At 38.8% G+C, this 18,931-nt stretch carries 13 protein-coding genes; 8 read left to right on the top strand and 5 right to left on the bottom strand.

Going from position 1 to position 18,931, the window contains the following annotated elements:
- Both H3U73_RS09250 and H3U73_RS09245 read left to right on the top strand, forming a co-directional pair.
- On the top strand, positions 1-788 hold a 788-nt coding region (locus H3U73_RS09250; protein WP_198190437.1), incomplete at its 5' end, for a hypothetical protein.
- Between the two features lie 388 nt (positions 789-1,176).
- Positions 1,177-2,730: a hypothetical protein gene (locus tag H3U73_RS09245; protein ID WP_078474962.1), complete on the top strand. Its 1,554-nt coding sequence runs from the start codon at positions 1,177-1,179 to the stop codon at positions 2,728-2,730.
- A 979-nt stretch (positions 2,731-3,709) separates the two neighbouring features.
- On the opposite strand, the gene H3U73_RS09240 is transcribed toward H3U73_RS09245, so the two are convergent.
- From H3U73_RS09240 to H3U73_RS09230, 3 genes are all read right to left on the bottom strand, one after another.
- Positions 3,710-4,678, bottom strand: coding sequence for a hypothetical protein (locus tag H3U73_RS09240; protein WP_078474961.1), 969 nt, complete (start codon positions 4,676-4,678; stop codon positions 3,710-3,712).
- A 3-nt stretch (positions 4,679-4,681) separates the two neighbouring features.
- Positions 4,682-5,308, bottom strand: a complete 627-nt coding sequence (locus tag H3U73_RS09235; protein WP_084550672.1) for a hypothetical protein — start codon at positions 5,306-5,308, stop codon at positions 4,682-4,684.
- A gap of 350 nt (positions 5,309-5,658) precedes the next feature.
- Positions 5,659-6,486 (bottom strand): hypothetical protein, encoded by an 828-nt coding sequence (locus tag H3U73_RS09230; RefSeq protein ID WP_143557974.1) that lies wholly within the window; start codon positions 6,484-6,486, stop codon positions 5,659-5,661.
- A 532-nt stretch (positions 6,487-7,018) separates the two neighbouring features.
- On the opposite strand from H3U73_RS09230, the gene H3U73_RS09225 reads away from it, so the two are divergent.
- Positions 7,019-8,896: an AMP-binding protein gene (locus tag H3U73_RS09225; RefSeq protein WP_198190436.1), complete on the top strand. Its 1,878-nt coding sequence runs from the start codon at positions 7,019-7,021 to the stop codon at positions 8,894-8,896.
- Positions 8,897-8,959: 63 nt separating this feature from the next.
- On the opposite strand, the gene H3U73_RS09220 is transcribed toward H3U73_RS09225, so the two are convergent.
- Positions 8,960-11,059 (bottom strand): condensation domain-containing protein, encoded by a 2,100-nt coding sequence (locus H3U73_RS09220; protein WP_198190435.1) that lies wholly within the window; start codon positions 11,057-11,059, stop codon positions 8,960-8,962.
- A 430-nt stretch (positions 11,060-11,489) separates the two neighbouring features.
- On the opposite strand from H3U73_RS09220, the gene H3U73_RS09215 reads away from it, so the two are divergent.
- The 5 genes from H3U73_RS09215 (at position 11,490) to H3U73_RS09195 (ending at position 17,508) form a co-directional block, all read left to right on the top strand.
- Complete coding sequence (locus H3U73_RS09215; RefSeq protein WP_037394177.1) at positions 11,490-12,431, top strand: ABC transporter permease; 942 nt, start codon at positions 11,490-11,492, stop codon at positions 12,429-12,431.
- Positions 12,428-13,375 carry an iron chelate uptake ABC transporter family permease subunit gene (locus H3U73_RS09210; RefSeq protein WP_025331567.1) on the top strand — a complete coding sequence of 316 codons (948 nt, stop codon included), beginning with the start codon at positions 12,428-12,430 and terminating at the stop codon, positions 13,373-13,375. Before H3U73_RS09215 ends, H3U73_RS09210 begins: the two co-directional genes overlap by 4 nt.
- Complete coding sequence (locus tag H3U73_RS09205; RefSeq protein WP_084552618.1) at positions 13,372-14,148, top strand: ABC transporter ATP-binding protein; 777 nt, start codon at positions 13,372-13,374, stop codon at positions 14,146-14,148. Before H3U73_RS09210 ends, H3U73_RS09205 begins: the two co-directional genes overlap by 4 nt.
- The gene (locus H3U73_RS09200; RefSeq protein WP_037394172.1) at positions 14,145-15,131 is read left to right on the top strand and encodes a siderophore ABC transporter substrate-binding protein; all 987 of its coding nucleotides are present in this window, start codon (positions 14,145-14,147) and stop codon (positions 15,129-15,131) included. Before H3U73_RS09205 ends, H3U73_RS09200 begins: the two co-directional genes overlap by 4 nt.
- A 112-nt stretch (positions 15,132-15,243) precedes the next feature.
- Positions 15,244-17,508 carry a TonB-dependent siderophore receptor gene (locus H3U73_RS09195; protein ID WP_198190434.1) on the top strand — a complete coding sequence of 755 codons (2,265 nt, stop codon included), beginning with the start codon at positions 15,244-15,246 and terminating at the stop codon, positions 17,506-17,508.
- Between the two features lie 56 nt (positions 17,509-17,564).
- On the opposite strand, the gene basC is transcribed toward H3U73_RS09195, so the two are convergent.
- Positions 17,565-18,881: a putative histamine N-monooxygenase gene (basC, locus tag H3U73_RS09190; protein WP_198190433.1), complete on the bottom strand. Its 1,317-nt coding sequence runs from the start codon at positions 18,879-18,881 to the stop codon at positions 17,565-17,567.
- Positions 18,882-18,931 lie beyond the last annotated feature (50 nt).

Genomic DNA, 18,931 nt, shown 5'->3' with positions numbered 1-18,931 from the left:
AGGATGGACTGATATGGATTAAAATATTTAATTCTTTTAAACCAGTTAAAGCGACCTATCTGAATGCGTACAAAGATTTATATGTGTATCATGACAAAGTATTTGATGACAATGATTATCTTAATTGGTTTATACGCCATGAAGCTGATCCTTCTTATCCAAGCTACAGAGATAGATCAATTGATATATCAAATGTCAAAAATCCTGGTGAACTACACAAAATTTCATCTTCAGAGTACTTTGACAATCAACAATACTATAGTCTTGAAGAAAATTCACGAAGACTAGAAAAAAAAGAGCCTTCTGCCTATCTCAAACTACTTACTACAAAAGATGATATTGAAATCAGAGAGAAGCGAATTTTTATTGACGGGCAACAACTCAATACCGATAAATTTCAAGATGCTCCGATTTTTCTGGGTTCAATTGTCGATATTATAATTCCATGTTATGTTACTGTAGGTGGTGATATTGATGAAGGCATCCGATCCCATTCTAAAGAGGACTATTATTACTTTTTTACAGATGGTAAAAAAGTTTATGCTTATATTAATCCTGGAGAAAATCAAAAACCAAAAGTGTTGCATAACGTTTCTCGTCGAAATCTCAAGGCAAAAGATTACTTTTTTACAGATGGTAAAAAAGTTTATGCTTATATCAATCCTAGAGAAAATCAAAAACCAAAAGTGTTGCATAACGTTTCTCCTCGAAATCTCAAGGCAAACGATTACGATACATTAAAAAAATTACTGAACATATTAGTACCAACAGCAAAGAAAAACGATTAGTTTTAAAAAGATCCGACAGTGCTAATATCCGCTAGCTGATGACACAGTTTTTCTGTACTCAGCGCACAGGTATATAAACGATTTAATGTCTGGCAAATATCGTTTCTGTTCACTGACCCGAACTACACCAAAGCCTGATATTTTAAGGCGCGACTAAGTTTTGTTAAATCAATAAATACTTATACCAGAAATCAGTTTTCCGTCCTGTTTAGGACAATTAGAACTATAGTTTAACTATAAAGCTATCTATCTTGAATAAAAGCAAATTATCGGTAGAACATAAAGCAATTTTGTATATTTTAAAGCTAAGATAAAAACAGTCCTTTATATTCTTATCTTATTTTGTTATGATTTAATTTAATATTAATAATTTTAAAAATTATTGACAATGAAACATCTTATTCAGCAGATTATACTACTCATTTTCTATCTGGTATTCATTGACTTTGCAAAAGCAAGTTATTGTTATACAGATACAAACTCTTCTCATTACAATTTATTGGTTGAAGAAGACGGTATATATCTGCAAGAAACAGTTAAGGATCGCAACGAGATTAGTTATGTATCCCAATCAAAAGTACGCCTGAAGGATATTACAGATAAAGGCATGCGAGTTATTTCTGATGATAATAAAAATATACTTATATTATCCAGTGGAAATTATTATTTTATACCTAAATCCTTAAAGTACGCCGAAGAAAATAAATTTACGCCATTATTTAGTGAAAACGAGGTTAGCAAAGCAGTCGCTAACCATTTTTTCCTGGTTTCTGACAATTGGTATTATGCGTCTTATTATGCAGTATGGGAAGAAACTTATAAACAAAAAATACCTGAGCTCAAAGGAAATATGGAAATCATTTTCGACTTTGGTGGCTATAAATATTTGTTAGAAAATGATAATTATGTGTATGTATACTATAGTAGGGATAATAAACTAGAAAAAATTTCGCATCAAGGAAATTGGGAAATCATTACCAACTTTCGTGATGAAGTATTATTAAAAGATGATAATGCTGTGTATATCTTTGATAATCGAAGGGATAAATTAGAAAAAATTCCGCATCTCACACCCTCACAAACACATTTTTTTCAGTCATCTTATGATGAGAGAGAGCATTACTTATATGATGATGATACATTTTATCTGACTAAATTTGATCCAGGTTTAAGATACAAAGATATTACCGAAAAATTCAATCTGCAAAATAAATATGATGGATTTACTAAAGCAGAAATGCATCCTAGTCAGTCAGGTGATTCTATGGATACAAAGGATGGGCTGATATGGCTTAGAATAGGAGATTCTTTTACACCAGTCAAAGCGACCTACCTGAATGCGTACAAAGATTTATATGTATATCATAATAAAGTTTATGCTGACAATGGTGATCTTTATGATTTTATACGCCATGAAACAGCTCCTCCTGATCCGTGCTACGGAGATAGTTTATACAAAGATAAATCAATTGATCTATCGAATGTTAAAAATCCAAGAGAACTACACCGGCCTTTATTTTCAGTCTTCTTTGACAATCAGCAACAATACAGTCTTAAAGAAGATCCTCTCAGACTTGAAAAAATAGCCCCTCATGATTATTCCCGACTTACTACAACAGATTATATTAAAATCAAAGAGAAGCAGATTTTTATTAACGAGCGACAACTCGATACCGATAAATTTCAAGATATTCCGATTTTTCTAGGATCAATCGTCGATATTATACATGATTGTGATACCAACGGTCCCCTTGCAGAGATAGATTACTTTTACTTTTTTACAGATGGTAAAAAAGTTTATGCTTACATTAACCCAGAAAAAAATCAAAAACCAAAAAAACCAAAAGTGCTGGATAACGTTTCTCCTCAAAACCTCAAGATCAACGATTACGATACATTAAAAAAATTATTGAACATATCTGACGGCGTTAATCTCCACTAGCTAATGCTACAGTTTTTCTGTACTTAGCGCATAGGTATATGAACGATTTAATGTCTGGCAAATATCGTTTCTGTTCACTGCCCGGAACTATACTAAAGCCTGATATTTTTAGGTGTGACTAAATTATGCTAAAAAATATTTATACTGCAAATCGGTTTCTGTACAGATTACGATAAATAGGCATGAGGGTTATTTCTGATGCTGGTAGCAAGTTAGTGTATCTAATACAAAATACTATTTAATACCTAAATCCTTATATGACGACACCAAAAAATGAAATTGTCCCGTTAATTAATGAAAACGAAGTTAGCAGTATTGTCACTAACGCATTTTTTCTGGTTTATGGCAATTAATACTATTGCCTCTTCTGCATTAAACGGAAAATCTAATAAATACAAAATATTTAGACTTAAAGAGAATTTATAAATCATTGCCAATTTTAATGGTAACGAATACTTGATAAAAGATAATAATGTATTTATTCAAACATAAAAACCCATCAGTGACTGTAAATAAGTTCGATGCTGATATCTCTGAGGATGGGTTAATGATTTATGAGTCATGTATAAATTATGTTTTATTGAATTGTAGTGATCGGATATTTATAAAATTAACGATTGTAAAAATAAAAAAGCATTAAAAGAAATACAAAAACAGATTATATCTGTCTTATATTATTACGCTGATAAGTGGTTACTACCGCAATGATGTTCTGATCCTCAGAATAGATATGTAGATCCAGAGGAATTATCATGGATAGGAATAGATATAAATAATTTATTTATTTAAATTATTAACCCTTCGCAAATAGTAAGAATAGTCCCTGTTCTGTATTTTTTATTAATTGCAATAATTAAATGACTAAATTGTAAAAATTCATCATATATTTTCTATTATTTTTGGGTACGAAAACCAGTAATGATTTTTTATTCAATTATTGTAGTTAATAATTAACTTTTGAGTATGCATAAAATTCAGATCATAAAACCTCTAATCTTTGATCGATTTTTTTAATTTTTTTCTTTAATTGCCTGGTTAAACATTTTGTTATGTTGTAAGTAAATTTTTCTGCTTCAAAATGATCATTTGGTTCTGATATTGATAAACACTTTTTATTAATTTGCTTATCGATTATTTCTATTGATTCTTTATTATTTGTATCTTTTTCTTTCAACATCTCAATTTTTTCAGATAAAATATTATGGTAAAACCGATACGAATCAATACTACATCCTGTCGTATATTCTTTTTGATAGCATGTTTTTACTTTATCAATTTCATAAGGTGTTTCTTTTAATGAGCCCTCAAGAATTCTGAAATGATCTGGATAAATAATTTCATATTTATATCCATCATCGATCAGCAGATCTATAAGATTAAAATGAAAATTTTTTTTGTCTATTTGATAATGTTTCCAAAATATAGGCTTCACATCAACATCTATATCTTTTAATAATGATGTATAAATATCTCCGTCATCACTAATGTAATAATATTGATTGATTAACCAATAATAACCATCCACATCATAATAACTCTTGGCTAAATTAATTTTATCCATAAATTTTGTTTTATTAAACATGGATAAATTGAGCGCTTTTACGGGGTATTTAGTATTATTAATTATTTTGGTAGAAATGTTTTTTTCAATAATAAGATTTAACTTCTCAGAATTATAAATATTTTTTTTATTGTTAATGGTTTCATATAAATTCTGAAAGTAGAAAGCAATTTGATTAATTGGACAATTTTTTCTTATCTTTTCACGTTCAGAATTGGTCATTTGCCAAAAATCAATTTGTTCAGTGCAATCTTTTTCTAGTTGAATTAGATCTAATGACTGAATATCAGATTTACCTTTATAATTTTCTGCCACATTAAATTGCTCTGCGTAGCTATTATAAATAAACAAATTTATTATTACAGCTATATATATTGTTTTTTTCATGATCTACTTCTCTACTGAGTTAAAAATACCAGAAGGCGTCATTTGAAATTCTACAATTTTGGTCTCGATTTGATTATCTTTTGGCTCTTCATCATCTTCAAAAAGGTTTACTTGCTGATATTGTGTTATCAAAATTTTTCCATTTGGGTTTATTATAAAGTCATTCCAGTATGATATTTCACCTCTCTGAACTTTATAAAGTAATATTGCATCAATAACCCCCCCTTGATCATTATAACTATATACTTGAAAAGTAAAAATTTTTTCATCATTATCACTTATCGCCATCTGTATAACGCCTTTATATAAAATATTTTTATAATAAAAATAACAAAGAGGAAAATAGAATGTCGTTTTAGCGAGATAATCAAATAATTTAGGTTTATATGAAAACTCCTTGTTAGTGAACCTGAGGGGAAACGGCATATCAGGAGACAATTGCAATCCATTTTCTCCCCAATAATAGTATTTTTCTAATTCAGCAGAGGAATAAGGTAAATTTATTTTTTTATAATGCTTGAGTTCGATTTCTTTAGTATTTGCAATTTCATTAGAAATATTTGCAATTGCATTGCTAACATTCCCAAATACGATAAAACAGATAATAATTGGATAAATTAAGTATTTCATGCGTTAATTTTCTCAACTTTCTTTATAGCATGGTATTGAAAATATGAGCGATGTGGATAATAGTTAGCATCAATTGAAATTTGGCTAAAACATCGTACTATGTATTTAATCACATAGCTCTATCTCTGTATAATTGTCCAGTCATTTATTAAAAATATACATTTGTATACATTTTACGACAGCCAAGTCTTTTAACCTAAGTTCCCGTTTCTGATTTTTAAACTTAATAAAACTCAATATATTGATAATTTTTTTATATTGAAATTTTTCTTAAAAATATCATAGAGAATTTTCTACTTTTATACTGTACTATTTCAGGAGATAGTTACGACTCGGATATGATCTATTTATTAATCAGGACAATCAATAGTTGTCAATTTTGTCCCATTTTTTTTGTGTTTAAAAATGTAAGACGCCTCTCCGCCTTCAAAATGCTGTATTATTTCTAACTTATTCTTTCCTTTCCATTTATACTCAACATCAACTGCCTTATCTTCATAAGTTACCGATCGATTTTCACCTATTCCAATTTTCTCCCTAAAAATATATGCTGGATCTGTACTCATTGCATTATATACATCTAAAATTGACATGTTTTGATAATAGCAAACATTAATAAATACCATTCCTTCTTTCTCTTGCATGTCTAGGCATTTCTCATTGTTATAAAAATCATTGAGTTTTTTTTCATCCTCATTAGATAAACGATGCAAGAAAACCAATTGATTTTTATAAGGTATCATCAATTCATTATTATCAAGCAGTATAATATTAATATTACTGTATTCGTTACATAGGTCTGATGAATCACTATTATTTTCTAATGAGTCATTATTATTTCTATAATAAAGTTTACTAAAGTTATTTGCTGTCAAATGATATTTTTTTAATTCATTTTTATAGTTCCTAAAAAAATCACTTTTATTTAATCGATTATTGATCTCTTGTTTATTTTCTTCTGAATGTTCGAAATCACATCCTAAAAAATAGATTTTTTCTTCTTCACTCATTATTAAATTTGAATTACTGAAAACTTCTTCTATATGTTCTTTTTCAGTTGTCTGTTCTGTTAATCTGTCTTCTATTAACCTATAATAACTATTATTAAAACTATATGCATAATTAGTACTAACAGATAATAAAATTATTAGTGAAATTTTTAAAATAAATTTTTTCATATTGAAATTTTTTCTTAACAATATCATTATATAAATTATATGTTTATTATCCTTTGCTTTATGATAAACATATTTATATTTCTTCTCATAACTCTTTATATAACTTTAGGTATGTTTTTCGATTTTCCTATTATGAAAAATACGATAAATCATTATACCTGAACCAGATTTTGTCATTCAATTTAATTAATAAATCTTTCTTATTATGATTTAATTTAATCGATGAATGTGTGCCTGCCGGTGCTATTTTTCGTATGGCATTACTTTTTATATAAACATTACCGGCTGTGCCCGGTTCAATTGCTGCGCTACTGAGTTTGATGAATGATTATTTGCCCGAAATTACTATCGATAATCTGGATAAACAATTGAAATTATAATTTTTCTTATAAATGAAAATAATTATTATTATCTTTTAAAAAAGATTAACTCTGTATAAAATGTTTTGCGGTGCGGTAATTTATTTGAAATTCTTTTTTTGTCATTACTCATTTGAGTAGCAGCCGACAACAATAAATGGGAGAAAGTTTATATGCAATCTGACAGCTCTGAATTACAGCAACAGGATAACTTGGAATCTAATCGGGATAGTTTTCTGTATCGCGGGAAATACGATGAGATAGCGGCAGATGCATTCTGCTTTCTTGATTCTATCCGGCATAATCTGTTTGATTATCCGCCAGATAAAACTGCTTTGTTCTATGATGGTAAAGCAATCAGTTACGTTCAGCTGGGTAAAAATGTGGCTCAGGTAATGGCTGCACTGCAACAAAAAAAATTACGTGCCGGTGCGGTAGTGGCAATTTGTCTGCCTAAAAGTGCTGAGCATGTTTATGCGGTTCTGGCCTGTGCTCTGATGGGTATTATCTGGTTACCGGTTGATATGGATGCACCAGAAGCCAGACGAGATTATTTACTGTCTAATAGTCTGACGGATCTGGTAATTAGCAAAACGCCGGTAACCGGCCGGCAATATGTACTTATTGATGATGCTCTGACTGCACAGGGTTTCAATCATCCGGAATGCTGCTATCAGCTGAATACTGAAGCAGCCTATTATTTATATACTTCCGGCAGTACGGGAACGCCGAAATGTGTGGTACTGAATAATCTGGCTACTGCCAATGTACTCGGACAAACCATCAACCGGTGGCAGGCTAATCAGGATGATGTATTGATGGCTGTAACGCCCTTTCATCATGATATGTCGGTTTTTGATGTTTTTGGGGCAATGGCTCTTGGTGCTTCTCTGGTTATTCCTACTGCGGCACAGGCTAAGGATGCAATGTCATGGGCGGAATTACTGACAGCTCATAATATTAGTATCTGGGTAAGTGTTCCGGCTATTGTGGATATGCTGTGCAGCGTTGCCAGTAAAGAACAATTGCAGTCTTTGCGCCTGATTGCACAAGGGGGTGATTATATTAAGCCGGGTCTGATTCAGTTTTTGCGCCGGCAACTGCCACAGGCGCGCTTGTTTTCGTTAGGCGGTCCGACGGAAACAACTATCTGGAGTATATGGCATGAAATCACTGCTGAAGATATTGATGTGATTCCTTATGGTAAAGCACTGGCACATAACCGATATTATATTCTGGATGAGCAGTTACAGCCATGTGCTATTGGTGAGGTGGGGCGAATGTATATGTCGGGCGTGAATCTGTCTAACGGTTATTTGCTCAATGGTCAGTTGCAAACCGGGGATTTTGTCTCTCTGGGATGTGATGAAGAAAAAATTGCTTTTCGCATGAGTGATTTGGGGTATATGCGAGATGATGGCAATATTATTTTTGCAGGACGTACTGAAGGTTATCTGAAAATAAAAGGTGTGAGAATTTCTGCGGCCGAGGTTGAGGCTGCACTGGCTAAATCCGGCTATTTTCAGGACAGTCTGGTGGTGTGCTGTACTCACCCGGTAACACAAATGCATGAACTGGTGGCGGTGTATACGTTGCCGGCTAATCAGCCCGATGCGGATATTAATGCTTTGAAAACATGCTTGATGGCTGATTTACCGAAATCACATATTCCGACCAGATGGCTGATGATTGAAGAAATTCCGCTAACCCGTAATGTTAAAGTAGACCGTAAACTGATACAGCAGATGGCACAGGAACGCCTGTATCAGGCTACGCCGCCACAGGTCAAAGTGACAGCGACACAAGAACTGGCTGTAACTGATGATATTCTGGCTATTTTTCGTGAATGCCTGCCCCAGACAGCAGAAAATGCCGTGAATATTTCTGCCCGAACTGAAATTCTGAATACTGGTATGCGTCTGAAACAGTTAATTATGCTCTCAGACAAGCTTACACAACAGTTTGGTATCCGGCTGGATACGGCTGTTTTGCTACGCTGTAAAACAATACAGGATGTGGTGAATGAGATAAGCAGGAGGATGCCTGAATAATATTTGCCGGAAATCATTAAACAAAGTACTTAAAAATTTTAAGTACTTTGTTTATCTGAATCTTTATGCCGATGCCTGTTTAGCCAGATCATTTAACAGCTGCTGCACTTCTGTGGCTATTCTCTCGACCAGTACAGTCGGATAACGATGTGCCTGATAGGTAATAATCATGCTCAGGCTGTACTGATTGTTAATCTGATTTTCCATAATTTCGAAGTGCAGCCCAAACATGGATTCATTGCGCTCTGGTAATATCTGCCGGTAAGGTATGGCACCCCGGGCTGTGTTTAGCTGACCATTTAAGGCATTGTTTGAATGAATGTGAATATAAACATCAAACATTAATCCTTCGTTATCAGGAATACCTAAAGCCTGCTGAATATAGTTAATCGGAATATCGGCATAATCCATGGATTCGTTGATTTGTTCACTGGTGTCTGCCAGCAATGCGGTAAATGATTGCTGTGGGGTAAAACGGGTACGATGGGCAACCATGGTTGTGAAGTAGCCAACGGTATCAAAATAATTGGGATCAGTACGGCCGGATGCTGAGGTGCCGATGACGATTTCGTCTAAATTACCCTCTTTTTGCAGTATGGTGGCAATAGCGGTATAAAACACGCTGAATATTGAAGCATGATGAAGTTTGGCAAATGCGGAAATATGCTGATGAAAAGCAGAATCAAATCTGATTTCCAGCCATTTCACCTGCGGAGCAGTATTTTCCGGCAAGGTAATGGTATCTGTGTTCAGGGTTAAGCCTTTTTTTGCTCCTTGTAAGCGGCTGCGCCAGTAGTCAAGATGCTGACGGTTAATACCGTTTTGCTGCTGTCTGCGTGCAAATTCATGAATAGCGGGTACGGTATTTGCCCATACCGGTGCCTGCCCTTGCAGCCGTGCGGCATAAGCATGGCTCAGATCAGTCATGATGGTATTTAAAGACCATTCATCTATTACCATGTGATGTACCAGAAACGATAAAACTGTGTTGCCGTTATCTGCTGTTAACAGCCGGATTCTGAGAGGCAGTTCACGAGTAAGATCAAATTTATACGCCGCTTCACTGGACAGTGTTACTCCATGGCTGTCGCTGACCGGCCAGAACCATTTATATTGGTTAAGTTCGGCTACGGGAACTGTATATTGTCTGGTTTGCTGTTTATCGGTTTTAAACAGGGTACGCAAGCCGATATGGCGTATGATTAAATCATTAAATGCCTGATGCAGGATTTCTTCATTGACCGGCTGCTGAAATTCTATGGCAAACGGTAAATTGTAAATAGGGCTGAAATCAAAGGCACTGTATGCCTGCCATAGAAAATCCTGTGCCAGTGTTAATGGCGCACTCTGATCCGGCTGTACTTCGGCTGCGGATACTGCCGGCTGCTGCTGACGGGCAATTTTTGCCAGTGCACCTGCCGTAGGCGATTTAAAAAAATCATTAAAATTCAATTTAATACCATGATTTTTTTGTAAATTACCAATCACCCGTGTTGCCAGTAGTGAATGTCCGCCAAAATCAAAAAAATCATCGTCGGCAGTCATATCGGGCTCTGCCAGTGTATTTCTGAATTCTGCCAGAATGATGTCTGGCAGCGATTCTGTATTTGCAGGCTGAGCCGGTGTTGCCGGTATATTCAGTACAGTTAAATCTAAAGGCAATAATTCGAGCTGATGCGGTGCTCCGGTAATACCAGTGTAAGCGGTTTGAATTTCCTGAATTAAATCATCCAGAGTAAATTGCTGAGCCAATATCGGATGTAAACGCAAAGCCAGAAAAACTTTGTTTTCTGTGCTGATTACTGTAACCAGAAAGGGGGGCGTTGTTTCCGGCTGCCATGACTGCTGCATTAGTTGCGCCAGAAGGGTAATAAGCTGTTTTTCCTGTATTTGCTCTGTTTGGATACAAGCTGAGAAATCAGCATCGGGATATTTATATAAATCTCCGTCATCGGTAAATTGATAGCGAACATTTAAGTCTGTATGGATTTCCAGCAAATGCACAATGCTTTTATGCAGTATGGTTAAATCCGGATATGGGTTTACCTGCCACACCGCCAGTTGATATTTCACCTGCTCCGGTTCCTGCAATTGCTGCATCCAGATAAATTCTTCGTGCTCATTTGCGATAGAAGGAGCAGAATCTGTATTTAACGTTAACATATTATTAATCATCTCTTGCCGTATCAGTTATTCATGACTGTCTTTACTCATTCTGGTCATAATTATTTAACCAGTTAACTTAAATTAACATCGGAAGAGATTTGTGCTACCTGCCTGCTCTGTTTATCAGAGTCAGAATTTTTATTTTTATTAATAATACTTTACAATACATTTAAAATGATAATACAATTGATTTTCATTTTCATCAACTTTAATTGTTTTTAATTTTATTTAATATTTTGATTTATGCTGTAAACCAGCAGCATAAGCAGCGGATCGACATAAAAAGCACTTCCTGAGGAGAATCAATGCTGAGTCTGTATCAGCCGATGCGGGAGCAAAATTTAGCTTGCCGGCTTGCGGTTTTATATGGTGATGACTTTGTGACAACGGCTGTAATCAGTCATCGCTGTAGCAGGATATATCACTGATGTACCGTATTCTGATCAGTGTATTTATTGTTTTATGTATTGTGTCTTTGCTGGTAGGCACTGATCCGGTTTCATGGACAGGTCTGCTGTCCGGTTCTGATGCTGACTGGTTAACTGTCAAAGCCAGCCGCTTTCCCCGTCTGATTGCGATTGTGCTCACAGGTATGGGGCTTTCTATCGGTGGTGTGATTCTGCAACATATTGTCCGCAATAAATTTGTGGAGCCGGAAACAGCCGGCGGGCTGGATGCAGCCAAACTCGGCATTCTGGTTTCGCTGGTACTGCTTCCCTCTGCCGGTGTGCTGAGTAAGATGCTGGCAGCTCTGCTGTTCTGCTTTGTTGCCGGACTGATTTACATCTGGATTATTGCCAGAATCCGCTATCAGCAGATTGTGCTGATTCCGGTAATCGGGCTGATGTATGGCTGTGTTTTAAGTGCTGCAGCTGAGTTTTATGCCTATAAAAATAATCTTTTACAAAATGTTCAGGGCTGGCTGCTGGGTGATTTTTCCCGTGTGGTGCAGGGGCATTATGAATTGCTGTATGTGCTTGTGCCGGTAATTATTCTGAGTTATGTATTTGCCAACCGGTTTACTGTAGTGGGTATGGGGCAGCAGATGGCTGCCAGTCTGGGCGTAAGCTATAAAACGACTGTGGCTATTGGATTGATGCTGGTATCAGTTACTGTTGCGGCTACGGTGATTACGGTTGGTTCTATTCCTTTTATTGGTCTGGTGATTCCGAATCTGGTGGCGATTAAATATGGTGAACATTTAGCCAGAACTTTACCCGTTGTCGCGCTGGGCGGGGCATGCCTGCTGCTGGGATGTGATATTACCGGCCGTTTGCTGATCTACCCCTTTGAAATACCTATTGGCCTTACTGCCGGTGCGGTTGGCGGCATTGTCTTTTTGCTGCTAATTTTACGGGGGCTACGATGATGAATCGCAAATTCTGGCTGCTTTGCGCCTGTATTGCCGGACTGGCAGTATTTTTTATGCTGTTTGATTCCGGTCTTGATTTTGAATATGTGCTGCCCAAGCGATTACTGCGTCTGGCTACTATTTTGCTGGCAGGTATTTGTATTGCGGTTTCGTCTGTGGTGTTTCAGACGCTGGTAACTAACCGGATTCTGACTCCGGCAATTATGGGTTATGAGGCAGTATATCTGTTCTGGCAGGTCTTGCTGCTGTTCTTTCTGGGACAAAGCAGTCTGGGGCTGCTGGGTCTGAACGGGAATTTTTTTGCTTCAGTCGGATTAATGCTGTTTTATTCGTGGCTTATTCATCATTATCTGCTGCCGCGTGCACGCCACAGTCTGTGGTTATTGCTTTTGTTCGGTATGGTGCTGACTATGGTTATCACCACATTAACGCAGTTTATTGTCCTTAAAATCAGCCCGGGCGAATTTTCTGTTTTTCAGGGAATTAATTATGCATCTTTTAATCATTCCGAAACGCAGACGCTTTTATATGCTTTTGTCGCCATGCTGGCTGTAGGACTGGTGGGATATCCGTATCTGACTACTCTGGATGTGATGGCTCTGGGAGAGGAACAGTCTGTTTCGCTTGGTGTCGATTATGCCCGTTATGTGCGCTGGGGATTCGGTCTGATTGCTGTACTGGTCGCTGTTTCGACCAGTCTGGTTGGTCCGACTGCCTTTATGGGGGTATTTATTGCCAATATGGCTTATGCTTTCGCCGGCCATTATCAGCATAAACGGATTCTGTTATTTGCCAGTGCGGTAGCTATTGCGGTGTTTCTGATTGCTCAGATTCTGGTGGAACATGTGTTTAATTATAAAACGACAGTCAGTATCTTAATTAATCTGATTTGCGGGGTGTATTTTCTGCTGCTTATTGTCCGTCATCGAGGAATGGCATGATTTCTATTCAGAATATTTCCAAAGTATATGGTCATCGGCCGGTGCTGAACAATATTAATCTGGAACTGCCAATGCAACAGGTGATTGCATTGATTGGCCCCAATGGTGCAGGGAAATCCACTCTGCTGATGATTCTGGCACGGCTGCTTTCGCCGACTAAAGGCAATATTCTGTTTGATAAGCAGGATATTGCCGGCATCCGCATTGCTGATTATGCCCGTCTGGTCGCGACACTACGGCAATCTCCTTATTTCGGTTTGCGGCTGACGGTTAAGGAGCTGGTGTCGTTCGGCCGTTTTCCCTACGGGCACGGGGTGCTCTCAGCCAGAGACCATCAGGTTATGGACGAGGCAATCGATTTTCTGGGGCTCAGTGCCCTGCGTGATGCGTATATAGATGAATTGAGCGGCGGGCTGCGGCAAATGGCTTTTCTGGCGATGACTATTGCTCAGGAAACCAAGATTTTGCTGCTGGATGAACCTTTAAACAATCTGGATATGAATCATGCAGTACAAATTATGGCAGCAATCCGGCGTCTGAGTGAAGAACAGCGGAAAACTGTCATTATGGTGGTGCATGATATTAATTTTACTGCAAATTATTCAGATTATATTGTCGCATTAAAACAGGGACAGTTAAGTTTCAGCGGTCCTGCTCAGGAAGTCATTACTGAAGAACGCCTGAGTGAACTGTATGAGCTGGATTTTGAAATTAGTCACAATAAACATGGTTATGTCTGTCAGTATTTTCAAAAGTCGAAAGGTAAAATATGAACGGGAAACTCAAAAAATGTGCTGTCAGTCTGCTAGGGCTGATTGCAGTAGCAACAATGGTGACCATATCCGGCTGTGATAAAAAGCCGGTTTCTGCGTCTTCGTCTGCGGTACAGAAGCGTAGTGAGCCGCTTATTATCAAGCATCAGCTTGGTACGACTACAATTGATCACATTCCGCAGCGTGTAGCCGCAATGGATATGAATGAAGTGGACTTTCTGGATCAGTTAAATGTGCCTGTAGCCGGAATGCCCAAGGATTTTATTCCGCATTTTCTGGATAAATACAAACAGAATCATGATGATATTGCCGATTTAGGCGGTATTGTGCAGCCGAATATGGAACGTATCCATACTCTGAAACCTGATTTGATTTTAATGACTCCGATTCAGAAAGACCATTATCAGGAACTGACGCAGATTGCACCTACGCTCTATTATGAGATCAATTTCAATAACAGCGAACACGGGCATCTGGACACCATTAAAAATCATCTGCTGACTCTGGGTAAGATTTTTAACCGTGAAGATTTAGCCCGCACCAAGGTTGCTGAGCTGGATACGGAAGTCAGTAAAGTTCGTGCCGTGACTAAAGACCGGCCGGAAAAAGCGCTGGTAGTACTCTATAACAATGGCTCTTTCAGTAATTATGGGGTGGATTCACGCTATGGCTTCGTTTTCAGTGATCTGGGTGTCAAACCGGCCAGTAATGATCTCAGCACCAGCCTGCACGGACAGCCGATTTCCAGTGAATTTATTAAACGGGCTGATCCGGACATTCTGTACATTATTGACCGTACCTCAGTTATGGAGCATCAGCCGGTGATTAGCGCTGCACAGGTAACTAATCCGTTATTACGCGCTACCAAAGCATGGAAAAACAACCGGGTAGTTTTTGTGGATGCCGATGCATGGTATACCACCGGAGCCAGCCCTACTTCGATGCGCCTGCTTATGCAGGATGTGATGAAAGGCTATCAATAACTTTGTTTTAATTACAGCAGAATAATAAGCTGTATAAATAAGAAAACCAGACCCTACCAATAAATCCATCCGTTAAATGTATTGCGTGAGTTTAGTTAACAAGGAGAAATCTATGGGTAAACACGCACATCACCGCAGGCAAGAGGCTTTGCCTGCGGTCAGACACCGAAGCAAAAATTTTCTGCATCCGTTCACTTCCTCACCCAAAGCGCTGATATTGAGTATTGCCAGCGCCATGCTGCTTTACACTCCGGTTATATATGCGAAACCGGCTGATGATAAAGCCAAACCTGCAGTGAAAAAAACAGCTACCGAGAATACTCAATCCACTGGTGAAGCTGTTCTGGCTGATGTGGTGGTGGAAGCAGGCGGAAAAACAACTTACTCCGGCGGTTTTGTGGCTAAAGACAGCCGTCTTGGCTTTCTTGGCAATAAAACTGCGATGGAAACGCCATTTAATACCGTTAGCTATACCAATAAATTCGTTGAGGATTCTCAGGCAAGAAATGTCACTGATGTCATTGCTGCTACTGACCCTTCGGTATTTACCAATGGCGCTATCGGCGGCTGGAGTGAAAATTACTATATCCGCGGCTTTCAGTCCGACACCAACGATATGTCGATGAATGGTTTATTTGGTATTGCCCCCTATTACCGTACACCGCCGGCCATGTTTTCACGCATTGAGGTATTGAAAGGACCGTCCGCACTGTTAAACGGTATGCCGCCTGCCGGTTCTGTTGCCGGCACAGTTAATCTGGTATCCAAGCGCGCAGGTAATGAACCATTGCTGCGGATAACGCCTACCTATATGTCTGATTCACAATGGGGCGGCACCATTGATGCCAGCCGCCGGTTCGGACAGAACAAACAGTTCGGGATCCGGGTTAACGGGGTTTATCAGGATGGCTCCGGCCCTGTAAGAAAACAGGACTTGAAAACCCAGCTCGGTTCAGTCGGATTGGACTGGCGCGGCGACCGTGCACGGGTTTCTGCCGATATCTATATGGCCAATGACAAGGTGGATGGAGTGGTACGTGGTATCAATCTGGGTAAAAATATGAAAGTACCCTCACCGCCAAATCCGAAAACGCTGATTAACCCCGACTGGTCTTATGTCAGCAATAAAGACCGCGGAGCCATGGTGCGCGGTGAATTTGATATTACAAACAATATTACTGCTTATGCGGCTTTCGGGCGCAGTAAAACCAATTATAAATACAATGGTGCTACTTCAGCCAATTTACTGGATAACAAAGGCACCATTCAGACCATAATGGCGCAGCTGGCATTTGATCTGGACAAGAAATCAGCAGATGTGGGCTTTAAAGGTCAGTTTGATACTGGTCCGGTAAATCATCAATGGGTAATTAACACTACCTATTACAAGCATAATCAGCATGATTTCGGCGTCAGAAGTATTCCATCGGCCACCTGTACCACCAATATGTATGATCCGGTATGGTGTGGTTCTGTACCTTTTAATGTTCCGCCAATTTCCAGAAGCTCACTGCAGCTCAGAAGCTATGGGATGGCCGATATTATGTCGTTCATGGAGGACAGACTGCAGCTGACTTTAGGCCTGCGCTATCAGGAAGTCAAAAGTGATAATCTGAGTCTGATGGGTAAACCTGTTTTAACTGAATACAAAAAACACGCATTGACTCCGGGAGTGGCTCTTCTGTTTAAAGCCACAGATCATGTATCACTTTACGGCAATTATATTGAGGGTTTAAGCAAAGGTGATTCAGCCCCCGTTACAGCAAAGAACTATCCCAAGGTGTTTCCACCGTATAAAACCAAGCAGACTGAGCTGGGGGTAAAATGGGATTACGGCAATCTGGTTAATTCTTTAAGCATATTTGAAATTAAAAAACCCAATAGTTATACTGATCTGAGAACCAATGAGTTTACATCCGGCGGTCAGCAGCGTAACCGCGGCATTGAATGGACGTTTATAGCCTCGCCGATTGAGACAGTACGTCTGATAGGCGGTGCCAGCTACATTAAACCGGAGCTGACTAAACTGGCAAAACATGCCAATGAAGGCAATATCGCTACGGGTGTGGCTAAACTACAGGGTAAGCTGGGTGCAGAATGGGATATTAAAGCCGCAGCCGGCATTGTTACTCTTTCTGCCAATGCGACAGCTGTATCGAAACAATATCTGAATCAGGAAAACAGTTTATCGGTACCCGGTCATACCGTATTTGATATTGGCGCCCGCTACAATGCCAAAGTATCCGGCCATCCGTTTACGTTGCGCGCAGAAGTGAAGAACGTAACCAACAAAGCATATTGGGGCATGCCGCGCCTGTCCAATCTGTCTTTAGGTGCACCGAGAACTTTCCTTTTATCCGGTTCGTATGATTTTTAAAAATTTCCGGCCTGTTAAAAAATCGCCCTTTCGGGCGATTTTTTATAAGCAGCAGTTTATTGCGGTAATCCGTATTGCTGAAAGGCCGAGTATTCCGGTACCCGGTAATATTGCCTGCCCAGAAGCTGATTAATAATCACACCATTTCTGGTTGCGCCCATACCCAGATCAGGTGAACCAACCCCCTGCTTGGCGATTTCGGCATTCTGAATAAAAATCCGCCCTTTACCGCTATCGCAGCGTACAGCGGCAAAGTCTTCATTAACCAGATAGTCATTGCGCTCATCTGTTTGCAGAACACTGCCTTTCAGCTCTTCAAACCATTGCGGCCACTGATGATGGTAGCCGGTGGCTGCCACAATTGCATCTGTCTGAATGGTTTGTTGCTGATTAAGCTGGGTATGCAGACAGGTCATATTAATTACGCCGGAAGGCAGTATTTCTACCGACTGCACATCACAATTAGAAAACAGTGTCAGCCCTGCCGGTGCACCAGCAATGGTTCGTTCGTACAATAAATCATAAATATCGCCAATGGTGGCAAAGCTGATCCCTTTATAAAGCTGCCCCTGACCGGCACTGACTTCGCGCCGTTTCTGCGGTGTCAGTGTCTGGAAATAACGCATATATACCGGAGTAAAGCATTCCTGTCCCAGTTTAGAAAACTCCATCGGATGAAAACCGGCAGAACGGGTAATCCAGCGGATTGACGCGCCTGCCCGGATTTGTTCCGGCTGCAATGCGCGATAAAGAGCCAGCACACATTCAGCGGCACTTTGCCCAGCCCCAACCACGGTAACCTGTTTACATTCCTGCAATTGTTTCTGCATATAGGTAAATTGCGCTGAATGCTGTATCAGCGGGTGACTGGTATTTTTCAGCCACTCAGGATGGTAAGGTTTGGTACCCACACCAACAGCAATATCTTTACTGGAAAAAATTTGTCTGTCTCCGGATGCAGATTCACTTTCGAGAATAAATCTTTCCTGACGATAATCATAACTTACTGCCTTGACACAGGCATCGAAATGACAGGATGGCAACTGGCGTACTGCCCAGCGACAATAATCATCATATTCCTGACGCGGAATCAGAAAACGGTCATAGTAATAAAACTGATACAGGCGCCCCTGCTGACACAGGTAATTAAGATAACTTAAGGGATGACACGGATCAGCCATGGTAACCAGATCTGCCAGAAAGGGTACCTGCAATGTGGTACCGGGCAATAATAGGCCAGCGTGCCAGTGAAAAGTAGGCGTTTTATCCAGAAATACTGCATTGACTTCTGAATGACCAGATAATAATGCCGCCAGCCCCAGATTAAAAGGACCAATCCCAATACCTGCCAAATCCGTTTGCTTTATATCCATGTTTCTTCCGTCCCTATGTACAAAAAGTTAAATATTTAAATATTTACAAC

Origin of the sequence: Snodgrassella sp. W8124, from assembly GCF_016100875.1 — a bacterium.
Lineage (GTDB): Bacteria > Pseudomonadota > Gammaproteobacteria > Burkholderiales > Neisseriaceae > Snodgrassella > Snodgrassella alvi.
This window is presented reverse-complemented; position numbering and strand designations above follow the sequence as displayed.